The organism is Variovorax sp. PBL-E5, assembly GCF_901827185.1.
GTDB lineage: Bacteria > Pseudomonadota > Gammaproteobacteria > Burkholderiales > Burkholderiaceae_C > Variovorax.
Genome location: NZ_LR594671.1, coordinates 1,882,727 through 1,906,679, shown reverse-complemented (window position 1 = coordinate 1,906,679; position 23,953 = coordinate 1,882,727). Strand labels below are relative to the sequence as shown.

Annotated in this window: 22 protein-coding genes and 1 tRNA gene; 7 read left to right on the top strand and 16 right to left on the bottom strand. The window is 64.3% G+C overall.

Going from position 1 to position 23,953, the window contains the following annotated elements:
• Positions 1–39: 39 nt before the first annotated feature.
• The 15 genes from WDLP6_RS09360 to aceA all read right to left on the bottom strand — a co-directional run bounded on the left by WDLP6_RS09360 (position 40) and on the right by aceA (position 15,346).
• The gene (locus WDLP6_RS09360; protein WP_162592099.1) at positions 40–378 is read right to left on the bottom strand and encodes a hypothetical protein; all 339 of its coding nucleotides are present in this window, start codon (positions 376–378) and stop codon (positions 40–42) included.
• 2 nt (positions 379–380) lie between these two features.
• On the bottom strand, positions 381–1,622 hold the full coding sequence (locus WDLP6_RS09355; RefSeq protein WP_162592098.1) for a tyrosine-type recombinase/integrase: 1,242 nt from the start codon (positions 1,620–1,622) through the stop codon (positions 381–383).
• 230 nt (positions 1,623–1,852) lie between these two features.
• A tRNA-Pro gene (locus tag WDLP6_RS09350) sits at positions 1,853–1,929 on the bottom strand.
• Between the two features lie 26 nt (positions 1,930–1,955).
• Positions 1,956–2,408, bottom strand: coding sequence for a MerR family transcriptional regulator (locus tag WDLP6_RS09345; RefSeq protein WP_162592097.1), 453 nt, complete (start codon positions 2,406–2,408; stop codon positions 1,956–1,958).
• Between the two features lie 64 nt (positions 2,409–2,472).
• Positions 2,473–2,844, bottom strand: coding sequence for an integration host factor subunit alpha (locus WDLP6_RS09340; RefSeq protein ID WP_162592096.1), 372 nt, complete (start codon positions 2,842–2,844; stop codon positions 2,473–2,475).
• Positions 2,841–5,279: a phenylalanine--tRNA ligase subunit beta gene (pheT, locus tag WDLP6_RS09335; RefSeq protein WP_162592095.1), complete on the bottom strand. Its 2,439-nt coding sequence runs from the start codon at positions 5,277–5,279 to the stop codon at positions 2,841–2,843. The genes WDLP6_RS09340 and pheT overlap by 4 nt, the downstream gene beginning before the upstream one ends.
• A gap of 21 nt (positions 5,280–5,300) precedes the next feature.
• Positions 5,301–6,377 carry a phenylalanine--tRNA ligase subunit alpha gene (gene pheS, locus WDLP6_RS09330; protein WP_162592094.1) on the bottom strand — a complete coding sequence of 359 codons (1,077 nt, stop codon included), beginning with the start codon at positions 6,375–6,377 and terminating at the stop codon, positions 5,301–5,303.
• 132 nt (positions 6,378–6,509) lie between these two features.
• Positions 6,510–6,869: a 50S ribosomal protein L20 gene (gene rplT, locus WDLP6_RS09325; protein WP_028253492.1), complete on the bottom strand. Its 360-nt coding sequence runs from the start codon at positions 6,867–6,869 to the stop codon at positions 6,510–6,512.
• A gap of 23 nt (positions 6,870–6,892) precedes the next feature.
• On the bottom strand, positions 6,893–7,096 hold the full coding sequence (rpmI, locus tag WDLP6_RS09320; RefSeq protein WP_028253491.1) for a 50S ribosomal protein L35: 204 nt from the start codon (positions 7,094–7,096) through the stop codon (positions 6,893–6,895).
• A gap of 149 nt (positions 7,097–7,245) precedes the next feature.
• Positions 7,246–7,854, bottom strand: coding sequence for a translation initiation factor IF-3 (gene infC, locus WDLP6_RS09315; protein WP_162570410.1), 609 nt, complete (start codon positions 7,852–7,854; stop codon positions 7,246–7,248).
• Positions 7,855–7,959: 105 nt separating this feature from the next.
• On the bottom strand, positions 7,960–9,867 hold the full coding sequence (gene thrS / locus WDLP6_RS09310; protein ID WP_162592093.1) for a threonine--tRNA ligase: 1,908 nt from the start codon (positions 9,865–9,867) through the stop codon (positions 7,960–7,962).
• 237 nt (positions 9,868–10,104) lie between these two features.
• On the bottom strand, positions 10,105–11,922 hold the full coding sequence (locus WDLP6_RS09305) for a hypothetical protein (protein WP_162592092.1): 1,818 nt from the start codon (positions 11,920–11,922) through the stop codon (positions 10,105–10,107).
• Positions 11,923–11,972: 50 nt separating this feature from the next.
• Entirely contained in the window at positions 11,973–13,418 is a 1,446-nt protein-coding gene (locus WDLP6_RS09300) for a UbiA family prenyltransferase (protein ID WP_232077007.1), read from the bottom strand.
• 85 nt (positions 13,419–13,503) lie between these two features.
• Positions 13,504–13,896 (bottom strand): GtrA family protein, encoded by a 393-nt coding sequence (locus WDLP6_RS09295; protein WP_162592091.1) that lies wholly within the window; start codon positions 13,894–13,896, stop codon positions 13,504–13,506.
• Between the two features lie 130 nt (positions 13,897–14,026).
• Complete coding sequence (gene aceA, locus WDLP6_RS09290; RefSeq protein ID WP_162566744.1) at positions 14,027–15,346, bottom strand: isocitrate lyase; 1,320 nt, start codon at positions 15,344–15,346, stop codon at positions 14,027–14,029.
• 446 nt (positions 15,347–15,792) lie between these two features.
• Here aceA and WDLP6_RS09285 point away from each other — a divergent pair, with 446 nt between their 5' ends.
• Positions 15,793–16,659, top strand: coding sequence for a DMT family transporter (locus tag WDLP6_RS09285; RefSeq protein ID WP_162595030.1), 867 nt, complete (start codon positions 15,793–15,795; stop codon positions 16,657–16,659).
• Between the two features lie 182 nt (positions 16,660–16,841).
• The gene (locus WDLP6_RS09280; RefSeq protein WP_088957604.1) at positions 16,842–17,261 is read left to right on the top strand and encodes an SWIB/MDM2 domain-containing protein; all 420 of its coding nucleotides are present in this window, start codon (positions 16,842–16,844) and stop codon (positions 17,259–17,261) included.
• Positions 17,262–17,325: 64 nt separating this feature from the next.
• On the opposite strand, the gene WDLP6_RS09275 is transcribed toward WDLP6_RS09280, so the two are convergent.
• Positions 17,326–19,047 carry a thiamine pyrophosphate-binding protein gene (locus tag WDLP6_RS09275; RefSeq protein WP_162592090.1) on the bottom strand — a complete coding sequence of 574 codons (1,722 nt, stop codon included), beginning with the start codon at positions 19,045–19,047 and terminating at the stop codon, positions 17,326–17,328.
• A 90-nt stretch (positions 19,048–19,137) separates the two neighbouring features.
• Between WDLP6_RS09275 and WDLP6_RS09270 the strand changes: the two genes are divergently transcribed.
• The 5 genes from WDLP6_RS09270 (at position 19,138) to WDLP6_RS09250 (ending at position 23,931) form a co-directional block, all read left to right on the top strand.
• A complete protein-coding gene (locus tag WDLP6_RS09270) occupies positions 19,138–19,779 on the top strand; it encodes a TetR/AcrR family transcriptional regulator (RefSeq protein ID WP_162592089.1) in 642 nt (213 codons plus the stop codon).
• Positions 19,780–19,857: 78 nt separating this feature from the next.
• Positions 19,858–20,877: a Bug family tripartite tricarboxylate transporter substrate binding protein gene (locus tag WDLP6_RS09265; protein WP_232077006.1), complete on the top strand. Its 1,020-nt coding sequence runs from the start codon at positions 19,858–19,860 to the stop codon at positions 20,875–20,877.
• Positions 20,878–20,979: 102 nt separating this feature from the next.
• Positions 20,980–21,537, top strand: coding sequence for a tripartite tricarboxylate transporter TctB family protein (locus WDLP6_RS09260; protein ID WP_162592088.1), 558 nt, complete (start codon positions 20,980–20,982; stop codon positions 21,535–21,537).
• A gap of 16 nt (positions 21,538–21,553) precedes the next feature.
• Positions 21,554–23,104, top strand: a complete 1,551-nt coding sequence (locus tag WDLP6_RS09255) for a tripartite tricarboxylate transporter permease (protein ID WP_162592087.1) — start codon at positions 21,554–21,556, stop codon at positions 23,102–23,104.
• Positions 23,101–23,931, top strand: a complete 831-nt coding sequence (locus WDLP6_RS09250) for a sugar phosphate isomerase/epimerase family protein (protein ID WP_162592086.1) — start codon at positions 23,101–23,103, stop codon at positions 23,929–23,931. Before WDLP6_RS09255 ends, WDLP6_RS09250 begins: the two co-directional genes overlap by 4 nt.
• Positions 23,932–23,953: the final 22 nt, after the last annotated feature.

The following is a 23,953-nucleotide window of genomic DNA, read 5'->3' as shown; positions in this document are numbered from 1 at the left end:
GCGCCTCTCTGGAGACTTGCAGCCATTTGATTGCCGCCCTCAGATTTCGGATCGCACCCGGCAATCCGACGCCCTGAAGACGCGGCGTCGTTCGCTTGTTCCACTAGTCCTTGTCCTTGTGGAATATGAGCCAAAGCCAGAAGAGCGTGCCCAAGGTGAAGGAACCGCCGACAAGGCTCGAAAGAAATAGAAACAGACGGCGGCGAAAATCATGAGTAGCAACGCCTCGTACATCATGAGGACCCCAGCAATCGCGATGGCAGCGACGAGCCATCCCGAATATCTCGGTTGATTGCCGATGTAGATGCCGAAAGCGATCAAGGCGATGCCAAGAGGGTAGCGGACATACCAGTGCAATTCATCCGCTTTGGGGCTCATCGTCACGCTGCCCGGTTGATCGGGATCACGTCTGCGCCGGTAGCCAATTTATCCAGATAGTCCGCCCACTTCTGCATCATCTCGGCGCGGTGCTTGGCGTACTTCGTGCGGTTGTAGGCCCGCCCATTCGCATCTTTGACGGCGTGCGCTAGTTGCGCCTCGATCACAAGCGGCTCAACGTCCAGCACTTCGGCCAGCATGGTGCGCGCCGTGGCGCGGAATCCATGAACGGTCTGCACCGTGGGGCCATAACCCAATGTCAGCAACGCAGCCCGCAGGGTGTTGTCGCTGATAGGCCGCTCGTGGCTACGTTCACCGGGGAACACCATCGCGCCGTGCCCGGTGATCGGATGCAGCTTGCGCAGAATCTCCAATGCCTGCCGGGGCAGTGGCACCAAATGCGGATCGCCGTTTTCCTTGCCGTCCTTGCGCCGCTTCATGCGTGCCGCTGGCACCGTCCACAGCGCTGCGTCGAGGTCAATCTCTGCCCATGCCGCGCCGCGAAGCTCGTTGGGCCGCTGAAACAGCATCGGTGCCAGTTGCAGCGCTGCCCGAACGATGGCGCCGCCTTGATAGCCTCGGATCACGCGTACCAACTCGCCCAGCTTCACCGGGTCGGTAATGGCTGCGAAGTGCCGTTTCTTGTGCGGCGTCAGTGCGCCTTTGAGGTCGCCGGTAATGTCGCGCGGTGCCCGCGCCGTGGCCACGGCATAGCGCCAGACAGCACGGGCCGTAATCAGCACACGGTGCGCCACGTCGAGTGCGCCGCGTTCCTCTACCCGGCGCAGCGCGGCCAACAACTCTATGGGTTCAATCTCACCGACGCGTCGATCAGCGAAGTGCGGAAACAGGTCTTTTTCGAGGTTGCGTTTCTCACGAATGGCGTAGTGCGTGCTCCACCGTGATTCATGCTTGCCGAACCATTCCAACGCCGTCGCCTTGAACGTATCCGACTCCACCGCCGTAGCTTTGAGCTTGGCCACCTTGCGGGCTTGCACGGGATCGCGGCCGCCGGCTTTTTCCAGCTTTGCGGCATCGCGAGCCTTGCGGGCTGCCGTCAGGCTCACGTCCGGGTAACCGCCAAGAGCCAGTTGCTTTTCGACGCCGGCTAACCGGTACTTCCAAAACCAGCGCCGCGAACCTGCTGGGCTGACCTGCAAATACAGGCCGCCGGCATCACTGAAGCGCGCCTGCCGCCGGTCTGGTGGGCATGTGGCGTTCCTGCATTGGGCATCAGTCAGCATGGGGGTACGACTCCGACAAGGTGGGGGTGCAACCGGCGGGTGTTTTCGCTGGGGAAAGGGGGTACACGCCCCCCAAATACCCCTGAAACACCGCCCTGCACCCCCATTTGTACCCCCGCTTTGGGCTGGCAGTCAATGTAGCGCCCTGTACGTCCTTGCCCGCTAAGTCACTGATTTACCGATGAAAAGGCCGCTAGGTGTATGTTCCTAGCGGCCTTTGATTTGTCTTGTGGTCGGTGTGAAAGGATTCGAACCTTCGACCCCTTGCACCCCATGCAAGTGCGCTACCAGGCTGCGCCACACACCGAAGCGTTCGATTATAGCCGCGTGCTTTCAGTGCCCCGCGGTGAGCAGCGCCCGAATTTCCTTGAGCTCGCGCCGGAGATGGAGCAGTTGAGAAAGATCGACCGTGCGGCTTTCCGCCTGGGAGGCGTCCTGGACCGCGGCATCGAATTCTTCCCGGTCGATCTCGACCGCTTCCATGCCTTCGAGCGGCACCTCGCCGGCCTTGCGCCGGTCGCGTTCGGCCTGCACCAGTTCCTGCAGCTTGTTGCGTGCGCCGCTGATGGTGAAGCCCTGGTCGTAGAGCAGATCGCGGATGCGCCGAATCATGAGCACCTCGTGGTGCTGGTAGTAGCGGCGGTTGCCGCGCCGCTTCATGGGTCGCAGCTGCGTGAACTCTTGTTCCCAGTAGCGCAGCACGTGCGGCTTGACCCCGCACAACTCGCCCACTTCACCGATCGTGAAGTAGCGTTTGACGGGAATGGGCGGGAGCGTTTTCTCCATTGAAATCAGGGCAGTGCGAGCGAATCTTCGAGGTTACCCCACGTCCGCGCGCAGCACCAAGCACTTATTCGGCGCCGAGGCTCCATTCGACCTCTCGAGGTGCTTCATCGCCGATGCTGCCGTGAATCTGCTCCTTCAATTTGGCACTGGCATGAAAGGTCGCGACGCGGCGCTCGCCGATCGGAATCGCCTCGCCCGTGCGCGGGTTGCGGCCGGGGCGCGGCGCTTTCACGCGGATCTGGAAATTGCCGAAGCCGGAGATCTTGACGTCGGTGCCTTCGATCAGGCTGTTGGCGACCAGGTCGAAGAAGGCCTCGACCATGTCCTTGGACTCGCGCTTGTTCAGCCCGATCTGCTCGAACAGCAGATCGGCGAGATGCGCCTTGGTGAGCGCCGGTGTTTCGAGGGCTTCGAGCGTGAATTCCATGACGTTCATACCCTCAGTCGCGCACCGAGCCGGGCAGCGAGTTGATCGACGATCGTGCGCACGGCCGCCTCGACCTGCTCGTCGGTGAGCGTTGCGGTGTCGCTGTTGAAACTGAGGCGCACGGCCATGCTCTTTTCGCCCTGCGCCAGGTTGCCCGGGCCGGTGGCAGTGCCGTCGCGTCCTGCTGGCGGCCGATAGATGTCGAACAATGCGACCTCGCGCAACAGGCTGGCATCCGACGCAGCGCGGATGGCGCCGAGGAGCGTGTCGTGCGTGATCGCCTCCGCGACGACGACGGCGATGTCGCGGTCGACGGCCTGATGTTTGGGCACCGGCTGAGCCATCGGCACCGGCCGGGCCATCACGGCATCGAGTTCGAGCTCGAACAGGATGGGCGCTTGCGCAAGATCCCATTTCTGGCGCCAGCGCGGATGGAGTTCGCCCACCACGCCGATCGCACGGCCCTCGAGCAGCACGCGCGCAGCGCGGCCCGGGTGCAGTGCAGGATGTTCGGTCGGCTCAAAGCGCGCAACGAGCGGCGCGAGCAGCGCCTCGACATCGCCCTTGACGTCGAAGAAGTCGGCGCGCCGCGCCTTGCCCTCCCAACGCGCGTCTTCGGCGCCGCCCCAGGCCAACCCGGCGATGCGCATCGGCTGATGGATGCCCTTGACGGTACTGTCGGTCGTGGCAACCGCATCGTCGCGCAGGAACACGCGGCCCACCTCGAACACGCGCACGCGCGGCGCCTTGCGGTCCAGGTTGAACTTGAGCACCTGCAGCAGCGAGCCGATCAGCGACGAGCGCATCACGCTCATCTGGCTGGCGATCGGATTCAGCAACTTGATCGGATCGGCATTGCCGGCGAGATCGTGCTCCCAGTGCGCTTCGACGAAGCTGAAGTTGATCGTCTCCTGATAGCCGAGTGCGGCGACGCGGCGGCTCACGGCGAAGCGGCTGCGCTCGGCCTCCGGGCGCACGCGCGCGGTGATGGGTGCCAGCGGCGGCGTGGTCGGCAGATTGTTGTAGCCGATGAGGCGGGCCACCTCTTCGATCAGGTCTTCTTCGATCCGCAGGTCGAAGCGATGGGGCGCCGGCGTCACGATCAGCGTGCCATCGCCCTCTTCGACGGGCAGGCCGAGACGGCGCAGCGCGGCGCTGCATCGGGCCTGGTCGAGCGGCATGCCGATCACGCGCGCGGCGCGCGCGACGCGCAGCGTGACGGGCTTCGATTCGGGCAAGCGCAGGATCTGGTCGTCGACCGGACCCGACTTGCCGCCGCAGATCTCGACGATCAGCTGCGTGATGCGCTCGATGATCGCCACGGTGCGGCTCGGATCGACGCCGCGCTCGAAGCGGTGTCCCGCATCGGTCGAGAAATTGAAACGGCGCGAGCGTCCCTGGATGGCCTCGGGCCACCAGAACGCTGCTTCGACATAGATGTTGCGGGTGTCGTCGGACACCGCCGTGGCGTCGCCGCCCATGATGCCGGCCAGCGATTCGACTTCGCGCTCGTCGGCAATCACGCCGACCTGGGGGTCGACCGTGACGATGTTGCCATTGAGCAGCTTGAGCTGCTCGCCGGCCTTGCCCCAGCGCACCGTGAGGCCGCCGTGGATCTTGTCGAGGTCGAAGATGTGCGTCGGCTGGCCGTACTCGAACATCACGTAGTTCGAGATGTCGACCAGCGCCGTGACGCTGCGCTGGCCGCAGCGCGCGAGGCGCTCGACCATCCAGGCCGGCGTGGCGGCCTGGGTGTCGACGCCGCGGACGATGCGTCCGGAAAAGCGGCCGCACAGCTCGGGCGCATCGACCTTGACCGGCAAGCGGTCGTCCAGCGTGGGCGCGACCGGCGCAATGGCCGGCATCTGGAGCGGCGCGCCCGTCAATGCGGCGAGCTCGCGTGCGATGCCGTAGACGCTCAGGCCATGCGCGAGATTGGGCGTGAGCTTGAGCGTGAGCAAAGCGTCGTCGAGCTTCAGCACCTCGCGCACGCTGGCGCCGATGGGCGCATCGATCGACATCTCAAGCAGACCGCCGTGGTCTTCGCTGAGCTTGAGTTCGCGCGCCGAGCACAGCATGCCCTGGCTTTCGACGCCGCGCAGCTTGCCGAGCCGGATCATGAAAGGCTTGCCGTCGTCGCCCGGCGGCAGCTCGGCGCCGACCAGTGCCACCGGCACCTTGATGCCGGCGCGCGCGTTGGGCGCGCCGCACACGATGTTCAGCAAGGCGCCCTGCCCTGCATCGACCTGGCACACACGCAGCCGATCGGCGTTGGGATGCTGGACGGCTTCCTTGATCTCGCCGACCACGACCTGCGTGAAAGGCGGCGCCGCCGGCCGGCGCTCCTCGACCTCGAGGCCGCCCATGGTGAGCGTCTCGGCCAGTTCGGCACTGCTGAGCGGCGGGTTGCAGAACTCGCGCAACCAGGACTCGGGGAATTGCATCTCGTCGTTCTCGCTCTCTGTTTACTGGAACTGGCTCAGGAAGCGCAGGTCGCCATCGAAGAAGAGGCGCAGGTCGTTCACGCCGTAGCGCAGCATCGTGAGCCGGTCGGGGCCCATGCCGAAGGCAAAGCCGATGTAGCGCTCGGGATCCAGGCCCATGTTGCGCACCACGTTCGGGTGCACCTGCCCCGAACCTGCGACTTCGAGCCAGCGATGGGCCAGCGGTCCGCTCTGGAACTGGATGTCGATCTCGGCGCTCGGCTCGGTGAAGGGGAAGAAGCTCGGGCGGAAGCGCAGCACCAGATCGTCGCTCTCGAAGAAGGTGCGGCAGAAATCCGTGAAGACGACCTTGAGGTCCTTGAAGCTCACGTTCTCGCCGAGCCACAGGCCTTCGCACTGGTGGAACATCGGTGAATGGGTGGCGTCGCTGTCGACCCGGTAGGTGCGGCCCGGCGCGATCACGCGGATTTCAGGCGCCTTGACCGTGCCGGTCGTGTCGGCGGCCGCGGCTTCGAACTGCGCCGCGTATTTCTTGATGTGCTGGTGGGCGTAGCGCACCTGCATCGGGCTGGTGTGCGGGCGCAGGTTGTACGGCACGCCGTCCTCGCCGTTGATGTCGACGTAGAAGGTGTCCTGCATCGATCGCGCAGGATGGTTCGGCGGGTTGTTGAGCGAGGTGAAACTGTGCCAGTCGCTTTCGATCTCGGGACCATCGGCGACGTCGAAGCCCATGCTCGAGAAGATCGCTTCGATGCGCTCCATCGTGCGACTCACCGGATGCAATCCGCCATGAGCGCGCTGGCGGCCGGGCAATGTGACGTCGAGCGCTTCGGCGCGCAGCTGCGCGGCGAGTTCCTCGTCGGCGAGCTGCTGGCGGCGCTCGGCGAGCGCGGCCTCGATGGCTTGCTTGGCCACGTTGATCGCGGCACCGCGCGACTTCTTCTTGTCGACGCTCAGCGCGGCCATGCCTTTCATCAACTCGGTGATGCGACCGGCCTTGCCGAGAAACTGCGCCTTGGCATTTTCGAGTTCGGCCGGCGCCGGCGCCGCGGCGAAAGCGGCACGTGCGGTGTCGACCAGGGAGTCCAGCTCGTTCATGGAAAAAATCTTCGAGGTGAAAGAAAACGGGCCGATGCCGCGATGAAAAAGGGCTGGAGCTCTTTCAAGCGCCAGCCCTTGTGCCGTGGGCGCAGGCCGCGATCCGCGAGGACGACGACCTGCTGTGCGGAATCAAGCAGCCAGCTTGGCCTTGACCTGCTCCACGATGCCGGCAAAGGCGGCCTTGTCGTGCACCGCGATATCGGCGAGAACCTTGCGGTCGATCTCGATACCGGCCTTGCGGATGCCGTTGGCGAACTGGCTGTAGGTCAGGCCCAGTTCACGGGAGGCGGCATTGATACGCGCGATCCACAGCTGGCGGAACACGCGCTTCTTGGTGCGGCGGTCACGGTACGCGTATTGGCCGGCCTTCATCACCGCCTGCTTGGCGATGCGGAAGACATTGCCGCGGCGGCCGCGGAAACCCTTGGCGAGTGCGAGAACCTTCTTGTGGCGGGCGCGAGCCGTTACACCACGTTTGACGCGAGGCATGTGTGTACTCCTTGTTCGTCGGGTTAGATGCCGCTGCCGGGCAACATGGCGGCCATCGAAACCATGTTGGTTTCATGCACGGCCGTTGCACCACGCAGGTGACGCTTGTTCTTGGTGGTCTTCTTGGTCAGGATGTGACGCTTGAAGGCTTGACCGCGCTTGACGGTGCCACCTGGACGAACGCGGAAACGCTTTTTCGCGCTGCTCTTGGTCTTCATTTTGGGCATGTGAATGCTCCTTTAATTTGTGCTCGTGAGGCGCCGCGGATGATCCGCGGGCTTGTTGGCCCCGAGACACTTCTTCATCCCGCGCATGCCTGCACCCGAAGATGCGGGCAGGCGCGAAATCCCTTCAAATACTTCTTCTCACTCGCCTCTTACGCCGCAGCAGGTGCGGGCGTCTGCTCCGTCGCCGGCTTCGCAGCCGCGCCTGTCTTCTTGCGGCCTGGCGCGATCATCATGATCATCTGCCGACCTTCCAGCTTCGGGAACTGCTCGACCACGATCAGGTCGCCGAGTTCGTCGCGAATGCGCTGCAACAGCGCCAGACCGAGTTCCTGGTGCGTGATCTCGCGGCCGCGAAAGCGCAGCGTGATCTTGCATTTGTCGCCCTCTTCAAGAAAACGCCGGATATTGCGCATCTTGATGTTGTAGTCACCATCGTCGGTGCCGGGGCGGAACTTGATTTCCTTGACTTCGATGACCTTCTGCTTGGACTTCGCCTCGGCCGCCTTCTTCTGCTCGTGGTACTTGAACTTGCCGTACTCGATCAGGCGGCAGACGGGCGGATTGGCCGCCGCGACAACTTCCACCAGATCCACGTCTTGCTCACCGGCGAGGCGCAATGCCTCCGCAAGACTCACGACACCTAACGGCTCGTTTTCGGGCCCGATCAGGCGGACTTCCGGGGCCATGATTTCCCGGTTCAGGCGGTGTTGGCGTTCCTCGCGGTGGCGGCGGTCGCGAAATGCAGTAGCGATGGTCAGGGTCCTTCAACAAATTGCTACAAAAACTGTAGCGAACACCGGGCAGTCCTCGCGGGCAAGCGGCATGTTTGGCAAGGAAACATATGAGGCTGTTTCAAGGACAAATCAACGCTTCTCGGCAATATCCTGGACGAGACGCTGCGTGAACGACTCAAGGGACATTGCACCGAGGTCTTGGTTACCCCGGGCGCGCACTGCGACGGCACCTGCTTCCTTCTCCTTGTCGCCCACGACGAGGATATACGGAAGCTTCTGCAACGAATGCTTCCGTATTTTATACGTAATCTTTTCGTTGTGCAGGTCGACCTGAACCCTAAGCCCTTGATTTTGCAGCGTTTTCGCAACTTGCCTGGCGTAGTCGGCCTGGCCTTCGCTGATATTGAGCACCGCGACATGCGCCGGCGCGAGCCAGGCGGGCATCGCGCCCGCGTGATGTTCGATCAGCATCCCGATGAAGCGCTCGAGGCTGCCGACGATCGCGCGATGGAGCATGACCGGATACGCGCGGCCGCTCGTCTCGGTGACGTACTCGCCTCCCAGGCGCTCGGCCGTGTTGAAGTCGACCTGCATCGTGCCGCACTGCCATTGGCGGCCGATCGCGTCCTTGAGCGTGTATTCGATCTTCGGCCCGTAGAAGGCGCCTTCGCCCGGCGAGACCACGAAGTCGACGCCGGAGCGGCGCAAGGCCTCCATCACGGCGTATTCGGCCTTGTCCCAGAGCGCGTCCGAGCCGACGCGATTGTCCGGCCGCGTCGCGACCTTGTACAGGATGTCCGTGAAGCCGAAATCGGCATAGACCTTCTGCAGTTGCGCCGTGTAGGCGACGCACTCCTCGAGGATGTGGTCTTCGGTGCAGAAGATGTGCCCGTCATCCTGCGTGAATCCGCGCACGCGCATGATGCCGTGCAGCGCGCCGCTCGGTTCGTTGCGATGGCACTGGCCGAACTCGCCGTATCGGATGGGCAGATCGCGGTAGCTGCGCAGGTCCGACTTGAAGATCAGCACGTGCCCAGGGCAGTTCATCGGCTTCAGCGCATATTCGCGCTTCTCCGATTCGGTGACGAACATGTTCTCGCGGTAGTTCTGCCAGTGGCCCGTCTTTTCCCAGAGGCTCTTGTCGAGAATCTGCGGACCCTTGACTTCGTCGTAGCCCGTGTCGCGATAGACCTTGCGCATGTGCTGCTCGACCTGCTGCCACATCGCCCAGCCTTTCGGATGCCAGAACACCACGCCGGGTGCCGCCTCGTCGATGTGGAACAGGTCGAGTTCCTTGCCGAGCCGGCGATGGTCGCGCTTCTCGGCTTCCTCGATGCGACGGATGTAGTCGTCGAGCTGCTTCTTGTCCGCCCAGGCCGTCCCGTAGATGCGCTGCAGTTGCTCGTTCTTGGCATCGCCGCGCCAGTACGCACCGGCGAGTTTCATGAGCTTGAACACCTTGAGGAAACGCGTGTTCGGCACGTGCGGGCCGCGGCACATGTCGACGTATTCCTGATGGTAGTACAAGCCCATGGCCTTCTCGTCGGGCATGTCCTCCACGAGCCGCAGCTTGTAGTCTTCGCCGCGCGACTTGAACACGCTGATGACTTCGTCGCGCGGCATCACCTTCTTGACCACGTCATAGTCCTGCGCGATCAGCTCGCGCATGCGCGCCTCGATCGCCGCCATGTCCTCGGGCGTGAAGGGGCGCTCGTACGAGATGTCGTAGTAGAAGCCTTCGTCGATCACCGGGCCGATGACCATCTTGGCCGTCGGATAGAGCTGCTTCACCGCATGCCCGACCAGATGCGCCGTCGAGTGGCGAATGATCTCCAGGCCTTCCTCGTCCTTCGGCGTGATGATCTGCAGCTTCGCGTCGTGATCGATCAGGTCGCTCGCATCGACCAGTCGGCCGTCGACCTTGCCGGCAACGGTCATCTTTGCAAGGCCGGGGCCGATGGCCTTGGCAACGTCGGCCACCGAAACCGGGCCGGGAAACTCGCGTCGCGAGTTGTCGGGGAGCGTGATCTGGATCATGAAAAAACCTCGGCGAGAAAACAAAAAAGCGCGGTCTGCGACCGCGCTTGGCTATGGTTCAGGTGCTGGATGCTTCCAGCATGCGCGGCCTACCGGCCTTTTCCTTCAGGGAAAAGACCGCTGAATGCTTGCGGCGTAGTTCGCGGTGTCATAACCAAGATGCCTTTCTCGCTCTTGTTCGGACGAAGTCCGTCATTCTATCCGCGGCGGATTTCGGCGTGTGGAGGCGACCCTCTTTCACATCGCTCCGGCCGCGTTGCCGACACGGCACAGCGCATAGCGCCCGGTTCGCTTGACGAGTTCGGCCGGCGCCGCACAGTCGCCGGTCTGGGTATCGATCACCACATGGCGGATCTGGTGCGCGCTCGCATAGGCGATGAACTCTCGCGCAGTCTTCAACGGAAGCAGGTCATTGAAACGCGGCGACCATTGCGCGTAGAACGAAGGCTCCCACATCACCGCGGCACCTTGCACCGCGCCAACCCACACGGGACGGCGCGCCCGCAGCTGAAAATTGTCGGACCCGTCCAGCGGCACGAGAAAGACACCGTGAATATCGCTGGCGCGTACCCATGCAACCAGGTCGTCCCAATCCTGTGACGATGCCGACGGACCCGGGTCGTTGGTCATGCGCTGCTGAATCGCCAAACCCGAAACCAGGAGTGCCGCCACGGTGCAGGTCGTCGTCGCTTTCACAGGCGTCCAGGAAGCGACGAACGTCGGTCGCCAAATCAGATAAAGCGCCACGGCGACGAAAGCAAGCCGCGCCGCAAGGCCTGCTCCGGCGCCAAGCTTGACGGCTTCGAACAGAAACAGGCCTCCGAACCCCGCAGTCGCCAGCCACGCCAGCGCCGTTTCATGACGCCGGATCCACTGGCCTGCGGCACGGACGGGTATGGCATCCGCCTGATCAGACAAGCCGGCAAGCAATGCCAAAGCGGTCACTGGCAACATCAAGCCGGCAAGCGATTTGGGCCAGCTCAGCAGGCCCACCAGCACGATGACGCCCATCCAGCGTTGGCGCGCCGATGTGCCGCCGACCCAGAGTTTGACGGCGGCCATCGCGCAGAGGAGGATGCTCACCGCCTGCTCCAGACCGTCCGCTCGCAAGAGATGAAGGTTGAAGATGAAGCGCCTGTTGATCAGGTAGGGCAAGAAGGACCCGACGACCAGTAGCGCCAGAACCGACAACTGCACGCCCACCCAATACCGCGGATTGGCCGTATGGAGCGCGCCGATCAGCCCGCACACGAACATCACCATCAACGCGGCCGAGCGATCCTTGCTTGCCGCCTCGATCAGAAAGTGGTTGGGATAGAACTCCCGAACGTACTCGATGTAGCTGAAAGGCGCGCCCGGCTTCGCCCCCAGCACGGCAAATGAAATCCAGACGAGGACGGGCAACGCGATCAACCCGACCACCGCGCCGTATTTCAGGATCTCGCCGGCGCGCGGCAAGCGGCGGGTATCGAAGATCCGGGACGCGATGTTCACGAACACCATCCATATGCCGACGAATGCGTTGAGCGCAAAGGCAATGCCGGTGAAACTCGCCGCCGCGGCGATCCGACTCCGCTGCATCAGGGCGAGCGACATGAAAACCGCCGGCCACGTCACCTCGCTGTGAGTGAAGTACGGCAGGAACAGGCCGTCCGACCCGATGGGCGAATAGCCTGTCATCAGCGGGGTCACCGCGACCACGCTCAGGCATGCGATCTGGGCACCGATCGACTTGACGCCGTTGAGCCTGACCAGATACAGGACTGCAACCAGCGCCAGGAGCCTGCTGATCGACGCCAGCACGAGGAACACGTCGCGAACGTTCGATTCGTTCGCAATCAGGCGCACCAATGGCCAGAGCGCAGAAGTGAACTTGCCGAGCGACTGCGAAAAGGCATCGCCCGCAAATTCCGGAGAGCTGGCGAGATCGAGGACGTAGGGGATATGAAAAATGTTGTTGTTGACGCCGAACTGGAATCCGGTGACGCTCATCGAGATCAACGCGAGCGGCAGACATGAGAGCAGTGGCAGGAACGCCTTCCAGCGCGCATTCATCGTCGATCCTGCGACAGGGCCCGCCATCTCCGCGGCATCGCGCGACGCGCTCACAAAGCCCCCCAGATCAGTCCCGCGCACACGGTTCCGATGACCTGGCTCTGGCGATCCTTGACGGCGAAGACCAGGGGATCGTCATGCACCTTCGCCCGCAGTGCCTTCATCCAGAGGCGCGAGATCCAGTAGAGCAGCAGGGGCGCCACGCCCCAAAGGAAGTAAGGCATGCGAAAGTGCTGCGTCGCCACGGGATCCTGGATGTAGAGGGCGAACACCATGACGGCAATCTGCCCCGCGGCGATCCCCTGTGTCAACACGACAGGGATATCGGCGACGTTGTAGCCCCGCCCTGCCATCGACATCTTCTGGCGCCGCTGGGCGTCCGCCAACTCGATGTAGCGCTTGGCCGAGGCGAGGCTGAAGAACAGGAACATCGAGAACGCCAGAATCCAGAACGACGGGATGACCCCGATCACCGCAGCACCCGCAAGAATGCGCATGGTGTAGAGGCCTGCCAGCAGCAACACGTCCACCACGGTGATCCGTTTGAGGCGCACCGAATAGGCCATGGTGAGCGCCCAGTAAAAAACCAACACGACCGCAAAGAGCCACGGCAGGCGCCACGCGGCGAGACCGAAGGCCGCGAGCAGCAGGATCGGGGTCAACATCACGGCCCATGCGAGCGGCATGGCGCCGGAAGGAATCGGCCTGCGTGACTTGGTGGGATGTTGTCGGTCCGCGTCGATGTCCAGCAGGTCGTTCAGGAGGTACACGCTGGAAGCACAGAGGCCGAAGCAGAAGAAGGCCAACAACAACGTCCAGACGGCCGGCCATCCCAGCTGCGCGGCCAAAGGCACCGCCGGCATGAACACCAGAAGATTCTTGACCCACTGATGAAGCCGCATCGCGCGCAGCACGGCAGCGATGCCCATACCCGCCGGGCGAACCACCGCGTCGACCCTGGCGCGCGCTGCGGCTCGACGCACGAGCGCGGGGCTCGCCGTCACAACGATCGCACTTTCCGCCGCCTGCCAGATCGGGAGGTCGGCGGCAGAATTTCCGGCGTAGCAGAACGGTCCGTCTGCGTCAGCCTGGATCGCTTCCAGTTTGGCGAGCCCAGAGCGATTCCTCTGGGAATCGGTCGCCAGCACCGCGTCGAAAACGCGAAGGTGCGCCGCCACCGCGTCGGCGTACTTCCGGTGACTGGCCGTGGCCAGGACCACCTTTCGCCCTTCGGATCGGGCCCTGGCAATCAATGCCAGGACCTCGTGATCGTAGGGAAGGTGCGCGACATCGAGTTCGACCTCCTGCGCGATCCGGGTCTTCAAGGTCGCTTTGCCCTGCAGGATCCAGCCTAGCAGATCGAAGATAGCGAGCGGACGCTGCTTCACCAGAACCAGCGCCGACTCGATCAACAGATCGCTGGCGATGAGCGTTCCGTCGAGGTCGACATAGAGCGGCGGCGCAGTCACCATCGGGGGAATGCAGGAGAGGTCCATGGATTCAACTCCAATCGCGTGGAGACATTCCACCAGCTTGGCGAGAAGTCAAGGCGGACTGAAACCAACTGTCACAAATTAATGGTTAAGCCTTCAATTCCTTGTACCTGAAGATGAAGTATTTGCCGCCCAGGTAGTTCCAGACCAGGACGACTCCGGTCGCCAAAAGCTGCGAATACGAGGAGCCCAGGCCGCCCCATTCGTGCAGAGCTGAAAAAATCAGTGCGTTGATCAGGAGGCCGATTCCTGCGATCAGCACGTAGCGCAGAGCCGCCATGTCCCATCGCGCGCGACTGCGAAAGGTAAAGCGGTAGTTCGCCGCGAAGTTGAAGACGGCGCTGGCCGCGAAACCGGCCGAGGTCGACGGCACAGCCGGAAGGCCTGCGATCCGGTAGAGACCGTAGAAGACGGAATAGTGGATCGCGGTCGCGAGACTTCCGACGATCAGAAATTTGATGAATGAATGGCGAGCGTTCACTGCGGGTGAGTGTCGCGGCGTCGACGCGCGCATCCTTCAGTCACCGGCCATTGACTCGAAGCCCTGTGTCCGATCGTGAAAAATCCCCGCGGATCGCTCACGCGGGGATCGACTCATCGGTTGGCAGGAATCAGTGGAACTGCTCTTCTTCGGTCGAGCCCGTCAGCGCGGTCACACTCGACTTGCCGCCCTGGATCACGGTGGTGACCTCGTCGAAGTACCCGGTACCCACTTCCTGCTGATGCGACACGAAGGTGTAGCCGCGATCCCGCGCCGCGAACTCGGGCTCCTGCACCTTCTCGACATACGCCGACATGCCGCGCTTCACATAGTCCTGCGCCAGATCGAACATGTTGAACCACATCGAATGGATGCCGGCCAGCGTGATGAACTGGTACTTGTAGCCCATCGCGCCGAGTTCCTTCTGGAACTTGGCGATGGTCGCGTCATCGAGGTTCTTCTTCCAGTTGAACGAAGGCGAGCAGTTGTATGCCAGCATCTTGCCGGGATGCACCTTGTGCACGGCCTCGGCGAACTTGCGCGCGAATTCCAGGTCGGGCGTACCCGTTTCGCACCACACGAGATCGGCATAGTGCGCATAGGCGATCGCGCGGCTGATGGCCTGATCAATGCCCTTCTTCGTCTTGTAGAAGCCTTCGGCCGTGCGCTCGCCGGTCAGGAAGGGCTTGTCGTTGGCGTCGTAGTCGCTGGTCAGCAGGTCGGCGGCTTCCGCATCCGTGCGCGCGATGACGAGCGTCGGCGTACCGCAGACGTCGGCGGCCATGCGCGCCGCGATCAGCTTTTGCACGGCTTCGGTCGTCGGGACCAGCACCTTGCCACCCATGTGGCCGCACTTCTTGACCGATGCGAGCTGATCTTCGAAATGGACGCCGCCGGCGCCCGCCTTGATCATCGCCTTCATCAGTTCGAAACCGTTCAGCACGCCGCCGAAGCCGGCTTCGGCATCGGCCACGATGGGCGCAAAGTAGTCGACATAGCCCTTGTCGCCCGGGTTCGTTCCCTTGGACCACTGGATTTCGTCGGCGCGGCGGAAGGTGTTGTTGATGCGTTCGACCACGGTCGGCACGGAGTCCACTGGATAAAGCGATTGGTCGGGGTACATCGCGGCGTAGCTGTTGTTGTCGGCGGCCACCTGCCAGCCCGACAGGTAGATCGCCTTCACGCCGGCCTTCACCTGCTGCATCGCCTGCCCACCGGTGAGCGCACCCAGACAGTTGACGTACGGTTCGGTGTTCACGAGGTCCCAGAGCTTCTCGGCACCGCGGCGCGCCAGCGTGTGCTCGATCGGGAACGAGCCGCGCAAACGCACCACATCGGCAGCGCTGTAGCCGCGCTTGATGCCCTTCCAGCGGGGGTTGGTCGCCCATTCCTTCTCGAGGGCTGCGATCTGCTGTTCGCGGCTCAGTTGTTCTGTGATGGTTTGAGGCATGGTCACTCCAAGGGTTGATTGAGAGGGGGCGCGGCTGCGTCCATGGGCCTAACTCTAAGCGGAGTCGTCGACTCTTATGTCTTATAGAAGACATATTTTTTTGATAGAAAAATCAATGGCTTGCGATCAATTTCCCTCTATGTGAAATAAACTTTCTTATATTGAGAAAAAATATTGCAACGCAGCACAGCCCCATGCCGCGATGCGAAATCAATTCTTCGGTCATGAAACTGGATGGCGATCACTCCGCGTTGAGCGTTGCGGGCCAGTCGCGCGGGATGTCGTTGCGGTCACTTCCGCGCAAGATGCCTGGCAGCCCACGCGTCGGATCCGTCCGGCGGGATGGGGCATCATCGAATGAATAATCTTCGCAACGCCGCAGTCTGTTGAACCCCGCCCTCCCCCCACCGCGCCGACTCGCCGCATACGGTTGCCTTGCGCTGAGCATGTCGCTGGTCGGCAGCTATGTCGCGCTGTCCAAGCCGCTCGTCGTGGCGTTTCCGGTGCTGCTGCTCGCCTGGCTGCGCTTTGGCATCGCGGCCGCGGCCATGCCGCACTGGCTGCGCCGCCCCGCGGACGAAGCGCCGATGACGACGCGCACGCGCGGCCTGGTGTTTCTCGAATCGTTTCTCGGCAACTTCCTGTTCTCGATCTGCATGCTGTTCGGCGTGAGCATGACCAGTGCCGTGTCCGCCGGCGTGATCATGGCCTCGATCCCGGCGGTCGTCGCGCTCGGCAGCTGGCTCTTCCTGCGCGAGCGCATCACGCTGCGCATCGGCCTCGCGATCGCATGCGCCGCGTTCGGGATCGGCCTGCTCGCGCTCGCACCCGCGCGCGCGTCGGTGAACCCGCAGGCTGCGGCTTCCGCATCGATGCCATGGCTGGGCGATCTGCTCGTCTTCTTCGCCGTGCTGTGCGAGGCGGCCTACGCGGTGATCGGCAAGTCGCTCACCGGCCGGCTCGGGCCCAAGCGGATCTCCGCGCTGATCAACCTGTGGGGCTTCGTGCTCTCGACGCCGCTGGGCGTCTGGTTCGCACTGCACTTCGATTTTGGCGCTGTGTCCTTCGGCATGTGGGGCCTGCTGGTCGCCTATGCGCTGGCGGCCAGCATCTGGACCGTATGGCTCTGGATGACGGGCCTTAAAGGCGTGCCCGCATCGCAGGCGGGCGTGTTCACCGTGATGCTGCCGGTCAGCGCTGCGCTCGTCGGCGTGCTCGTTCTCGGCGAGCGCCTGTCCACGCCACAGCTGCTCGCTTTTGCGTTCGCACTGCTCGGTGTGGTGCTCGCGACCTGGCCCGCGCGCCGCCGCTGAAGCACCGAGGCTCATCGCTTCGAGGGAAATCGGCGCTTTCTCCCCTCTGAAAAAACAACAGCTCCCAATGAAAAAATCTCTTTTTCCCTTGGAAACGCGTTTTTTCTCCTTTAGCATCCGCAATGCCAGTGGAGACACCGCTTTTCATTGGTGAAGTGTCCAACCAAAAAAGGAAATCAACCATGGCAACTGCAAAGAAGGCTCCGGCCAAGAAAGCTCCCGCAAAGAAGGCCGCTCCGGCCAAGAAGGCTGCGGCACCGGCAAAGAAGGCGGCTCCTGCAAAGAAGGCGGCCCCCGCCAAGAAGGCTGCGCCGGCCAAGAAGGCTGCTGCAAAGAAGGCTCCCGCCAAGAAGCGCACCCCCAACGCTGCGTTCATGAAGGCGCTGACCCCCAGCCCCGCACTGGCTGCCGTGGTCGGTTCGACCCCTCTGCCGCGCACCGCCGTCGTGAGCAAACTGTGGGACTACATCAAGAAGAACAACCTTCAGGACAAGGCCAACAAGCGCAACATCAACGCCGATGCCAAGCTGAAGGAAATCTTCGGCAAGCCGCAAGTGTCGATGTTCGAACTGGCCTCACTGATCGGCAAGCACGTCAAGTAAGCCCTTCGAGCGCCCCGCGCGCTCGACTCGAAAAGCCGGCACCCCGCCGGCTTTTTTTTTGCCCTCAATCCGCCGAACGCACCTGCGCGGCCTTCGTGATCGACGTCAGCGTGCCGCGCGTGGTGATCACCTCGGGGTCCAGCGGAATCTCGATCAGCGTGCCCGTATCGGCCGCCAGCGCGCGCAGCAGCGCAGCCTCGAACTGCGAGGTCTCGGTCACGCGCTCCGCCGCATAGCCGTAGGCGCGGGCCAGCAGGCAGAAGTCCGGATTGCGCAGCGCCGTGCCGCTCACGTTCGTCGGGTACTCGCGCTCCTGGTGCATGCGGATCGTGCCGAACATGCCGTTGTTGAGCAGCACGATGATGCTTTTGCCGCCATGCTGCGACGCGGTGGCGAGCTCCTGTCCGTTCATCAGGAAATCGCCATCGCCCGCGATGGTAAAGGCGACGCGCCCCGTCGTGAGGCTGGCTGCGATGCCCGCAGGCACGCCGTAGCCCATCGCACCGCTGGTCGGCGCGAGTTGCGTCTTGTGGCCTTTCGCGAGGCCGTGGTAGCGGAAATACCGGTGCACCCAGCTCGCGAAGTTGCCTGCGCCGTTGGTGATGGCCGCATCCGCCGGCAAGTGCTTCTGCAGCAGCGCGACCACCGCCACCATGTCGACCGCGCCGCGCGGCGATTCGGCGGGCAGGCCCGCGAGCGCCTGCGGCTCGAGGTTGGCGAGGTAGTCCGCGTTCGCCGCGGCGGTCCACGCCTCCCAGGGCAGCTCCGTCGGCGCGCTCAGCACCTCGAGGCTGCGCGCCGCCGCGCTCATGCCGGCATTGATCGCGAGATCGGCCTGGTAGACCCGGTTGAGCTCCTCGGCACTCGCATGGATGTGCACCAGCGTCTGCTTCGCCTTGGGCGCTTCGAGCAGGGTGTAGCCGCCGGTGGTCATCTCACCCAGGCGCGGGCCGATGGCGAGGATCAGATCGCTCTGCCTCACGCGCTCCGCGAGCTTCGGATTGATCGCGATGCCGACATCGCCGGCATAGAGCGGATGGTGGTTGTCGAAGGTGTCCTGGAAGCGGAACGCATTCGCCACCGGCAATTTCCAGTTCTCCGCGAAGCGCTGCAAGGCCTGCGCCGCCTGCGGCGTCCAGCCGCCGCCACCGGCGATCACCAGCGGCCGCTGCGATTTCAACAACAGCTCGCGCAGGCTGCGCAGGGCACCCGGATCGCTCCATGGCTCGACCGCCTCCACGCGGCCGAGCGGCTGCGCTGCGGTGGTCGTGCGCAGCATGTCTTCCGGCAACACCAGCACGACGGGACCGGGCCGTCCGTTCATTGCCGTCGCAAAGGCGCGTGCGACGTACTCGGGAATGCGATCGGCATCGTCGATGCGTTCGACACGCTTGGCGAAGCCCTTGGTGCTCGGACCGAAGAAGCTGCCGTAGTCGACCTCCTGAAAGGCCTCGCGATCGCGGAAGTCGCTGCCGACGTCGCCCACGAACAGCACCATCGGCGTCGAATCCTGGAACGCGTTGTGCACGCCGATCGACGCATTGGTGGCCCCGGGCCCGCGCGTCACGAAGCAGACGCCGGGCCGGCCGGTGAGCTTGCCGTGCGCCTCGGCCATGAAGGCGGCGCCGCCCTCCTGCCGGTTGACGACGAAGCGGATGCGGTCGCGATGCGCGTGAAAGCCGTCGAGCACCGCCAGATAGCTTTCGCCGGGCACGCCGAACACGGTCTCGACGCCCTGCTCGATGAGGCAACGGACAATCAGGTGTCCTGCTGTTGGATATTCCATGCGCCCGATTATCCGCACCGCGCCGGCCGCCCCGGGTATCTCAGGGAAAGATCGCATGCCATCAATTCACCAATCAGTTAAAACTGCGGCATGAAGCCCACGACCCTCGAACCGCGCCAGCGGGACGCCGATCGCTCGCAGTTCGGCATCCTGATCGCCGCCCGCGACGAGTTTGCGCAGCACGGCCTCGCAGGCGCGCGCGTCGACCGCATCGCCGAGCGCGCGGGGCTCAACAAGCGCCTGATCTACTACTACTTCGGCAGCAAGGACGACCTCTTCCTCGCCGTGCTCGAGAGCGTCTATGCCGACATCCGCGATGCCGAGCAAGCCTTGCACCTGCTCGACCTGCCGCCCGCTGAAGCCCTGCGCCGGCTGACCGAGTTCACCTGGAACTACTACCTCGAACACCCCGAGTTCATCACCCTGCTCAACAGCGCCAACCTGCACCAGGCGCGCCATCTTTCCAAATCGAAGCGAGTGCGCGAGATGAACTCGCCGCTGATCCAGACGCTCGGCGACATCCTCGAACGCGGGCGCAAGCAGGGCGTCATCCGCGGCGGCATCGACCCGGTCCAGCTCTACATCTCGATCGCCGGACTCGCCTACTTCTACCTCTCCAACAACCACACGCTGTCGGCGATCTTCGGGCGCGACCTGATGACGCGCAAGGCACACAGCGAACGCCTCTCGCACATGTGCGATGTGATCCTAGGGTATGTCCTGAGGGACTGATGTCCGGCGCGCGTTGACGCTCCCTGGCACGATTTCTAGAATTCACTCACTGGTGAATTAAAAACAACTGGAGATCCCGTGACGCATCTGCATCCCGTTCAAAGACTGGCTCGCCGCGCCTTCGTCGTGGCCCTGCTTTCCGCCGCCGCGACCGGCGCCATGGCGCAATGGAAGCCAACGCGGCCGATCAACCTGATCGTGCCGTGGGCCGCGGGCGGATCGACCGACCAGGTGACGCGCGTCACGGCCGCGGAAATCGAGAAGGCGCTCGGCCAGACCGTCGTCATCATCAATCAGCCCGGTGCTTCGGGCGCCATCGGCACCAAGAGCGCGCTCGATGCGGCCAAGGACGGCTACACCTGGACCGCCGGCGCGGCACAGGATCTCGGTGCGTACGAAACGCTCGGCTCGCTCAAGACCCGCATGAGCGACTGGAACCTCTTCCTCACGGTCGCCAACATCCAGGTGATCGGCGTCAACCCGTCGACGCCGTACAAGACGGCCAAGGACCTGATCGATGCCATGAAGGCGCAACCCGGCAAGATCCCCGTCGCGACCGCTGGCGTGACCTCGGCCGGCCACAACGCGATGGACCTGATCTCGAAGGCCACCGGCGTCAAGTACCGCGAGATCCCGTACGACGGCGGCAATCCGGCCGTGGTCGCCACGGTCTCCGGCGAGGCCGAAGTCACGACGCAGCTGGCCGTCGAGCAGGCCGACATGATCCGCGGCAAGCGGCTGCGCCCCCTGGCCACCGTCAGCGACAAGCCGCTCGATCTCGAGGGCTATGGCGTGATTCCGCCGCTCTCGCAAAGTCTGCCGGGCTTCACTGCGCCGGCCAACTATTTCGGCATCTTCATTCCGAAGGGCGTGCCCGACGAGGTCGTGAAGACCGTGCAGAAGATCTGGGACGAGAACATCCCCAAGAGCGAAGCGCTGAAGAAGTACGCCAGCAGCCGCGGCGCCCTGTTCCTGCCGCTCTCCGGTGATGCCGCACAGAAGGCGGTGATGCCCGCGGTGCAGGCCAATGCCTGGATGCTGTTCGATGCCGGCAAGGCCAAGGTCTCGCCCGATACGGTCGGTATCCCCAAGCCCTGACCGGCCCCTGCATCGCCGATGGCTGCCGACGGACATGCGCCTGTCCATCGGCAGCATTGGCGTTCGTCCCCGCTTCGATCGATTCGCCTTCCGCCTGCATCCATGACACCTCCCGCCGCCCCGCCCGAAACCCCCGCACCCGCGCACGGCGAAAGCCATGTCAGTCCGGGCTCGGACCTGATCGCCGCCTTCGCGTGGATGGTGTTCGGCATCGCCGTGCTGATCGCATCGTTGCGCATGGACCGGTTGGAAAAGCAGGACATCAATCCGTACACCATCCCCGGCCTGCTGCCCGGCCTGCTCGGCATCGTGACGATCCTGCTGGGCTTCCTGCTGGCGCTGCGCAGCTGGCGCCGTCGCGTGGCGCACCCCGAGCAGGTGATGGTGCGGGCCAGTGTCGCCGAGAAGAAGCGCGTGCTGCTGGTGCTCGCGCTGTGCCTGGTCTTCGGCATCGGGCTGGTCGGCCACGGGCTGCCGTTCTGGGCCGCGGCCTGGATCTTCGTCACGGTCGCGATCCTCAGCCTGCAGCATTCGCAGCGCAAGGCCGCCGGCCAGGGACTGACGCTGCGCACCGTGGCGAAGGCCCTGGCGATCGGCCTGGGCGCCGGCCTCATGATTACGCTGGTGTTCCAGGAGCTGTTCCTGGTCCACCTGCCCTGAGCGCGCGGAGATCGCCATGTTCCAAGGCCTCGAGCTCTTCGGCCAAGCCTACCTGGGCTTTCTCAATATCACCTCGATCACGTACGGCCTCGGGGGCGCGCTGATCGGGATCATGGTCGGCTGCATGCCCGGCCTCTCGGCCACGCTGTGCATCGCGCTGCTGACCACGCTCACCATCAAGCTGCCGACCAACGACGCGATCCTGATCCTGATCTGCTCCTACGTCGGCACGCTGTACGGCGGCTCGCGCACCGCGATCCTGCTGAACATCCCGGGCACCGCCGCCAACGCGGCCTCGTGCGCGGACGGCTATGCGCTGGCGCAGCGCGGCGAGGCCGGGCGCGCGATCGGCATCGCGACCTCGGGCGCCTTCATGGGCACGCTGTTCGGCGTGCTGTGCCTGGCCGCGTTCACACCGATGCTGGCCGAGGTGGCGCTGTCCTTCGGCGCCTTCGAATTCTTCTGGCTCGCGCTCTTCGGCGTCGCGATGTCGGGCAGCATCGTCGGCGACGATCCGCTCAAGGGCTGGCTGATGGGCGCGCTCGGGCTGTTCGTGGCGCAGATCGGGCAGGAAGGCCTCTACGCCTACGACCGCTTCACCTTCGGCTGGGGCGAGCTCTCGGGCGGCATCTCGCTGATCCCCGCACTGGTCGGTGCCTTCGGTTTCGCCGAGGTGCTGACCACGCTCGCCGATCCCGCGGAAAAGAAGCTGGTCGAGTTGCGCGACTCGGTGCTGCCACGCTTTCGCGAGGTGGCGCAGTACTGGCGCACGGTGCTGCGCTCGGGCGTGATCGGCGTGCTCACCGGGCTGATGCCGGGCGTCGGCGAGGACGCAGGCGCCTGGATGTCGTATGCCGCCGCCAAGGCGACCACGCGCGAGAAGGAGTTGTTCGGCAAGGGCTCGATCGACGGCCTGATGGCGGCCGAGACCGGCGACATGTCCTCCATCCCCGGCCACATCATCCCGTGCCTCGCGCTCGGCATTCCGGGTTCGGCACCATCGGCCGTGCTGATGGCCGCGATGATCATCCACGGCGTGCAGCCCGGGCCGATGATGATGATCTCGCATCCGCAGTTCGTCTACGACGTGGTCGCCATGACCTCGCTGGCGTCGATCAGCATCCTGATCTTCGGCCTGTTCCTCGTGAAGCCGCTGCTGCTGGTGCTGCGCATCAAGCGCACCGTGCTGATGCCGATCATCTTCCTGCTGTGCACCGTCGGCGCCTTCGCCAGCGCCTCGCGCCTGTTCGACATCTACTGCATGATCGCGATCGGCATCGGCGCCTTCTTCCTGCGCCGCCGCGGCTACCAGATGGCGCCCTTCGTGCTGGGGCTGGTACTGGGTCCGCTGCTCGACAAGAGCCTGCGCCGCGGCCTCGTGCTGTCCGACGGCAGCCTGGCGCCCTTCTTCACGCGGCCGATCTGCATCGGCTTCGCCACCGTCACCATCTTCACCATCCTGCTGTACATCCCGCCGTTCAAGGCGCTGGTGCAAGGCATCACCGGGGCCGCCGGCCGCGGCATCAAGTCGCTGCTGCCTTCGCGCAGCCGGGACATCGCGCCATGAAGATCAGCCTGTGCAACGAAGTGCTGGCCGGCATGCCGCTGGAAAAGCAGTGCGAGTATGCGGCCGGCCTCGGCTACGACGGTTTGGAGATCGCGCCCTTCACGCTCGGCGACACGCCCGACATGATCTCCGCAGCCGAGGCGGCGCGCATCCGCGGCGTGGTCGAGTCCTTCGGCCTGGTCGTGACCGGGCTGCACTGGCTGCTGGTGAAGCCTGCCGGCCTGTCGCTCACCGATCCCGATGCCGCGCTGCGTGCGCGCACCTTGCAGGTGATGGACCGCCTGACCGGCCTGTGCGCCGGACTCGGCGGCGCGGTGCTCGTGCACGGCTCGCCCGGGCAGCGCCGGATCGCCGACGGCGAGACGCATGCCGTCGCGCTGGCGCGCCTGCAGGACGCGCTGGCGCATGTCGCGAAGACGGCCGCGTCGCATGGCGTGGTCTATTGCATCGAGCCGCTCTCCTCGCGCGAGACGCAGATCCTCAACACCGTCGCCGAGGCGGCCGAAGTCGTGCGTGCCATCGACAACCCGCACCTGCGCACGATGATCGATTGCAGCGCCGCGGGCTTCGGTGAAAGCGAGCCGGTGCCGGCGCTGATCGACCGCTGGTTGCCGACCGGCTTGATCGGCCACGTGCAGGTCAACGACCCGAACCGGCGCGGACCCGGCCAGGGCGAGATGGCCTTCGCGCCGATCCTCGCCGCGTTGAAGCGCCACGGCTATGCCGGCACGATCGCCGTCGAGCCCTTCGACTACGTGCCCGACGGCCCGGGCGCGGCGGCCTTCGCGGCCGGCTACCTGCGGGGCCTGCGCGAAGCGCTCGCCTGAATCCTTCGCCTTTCTCCGAGAC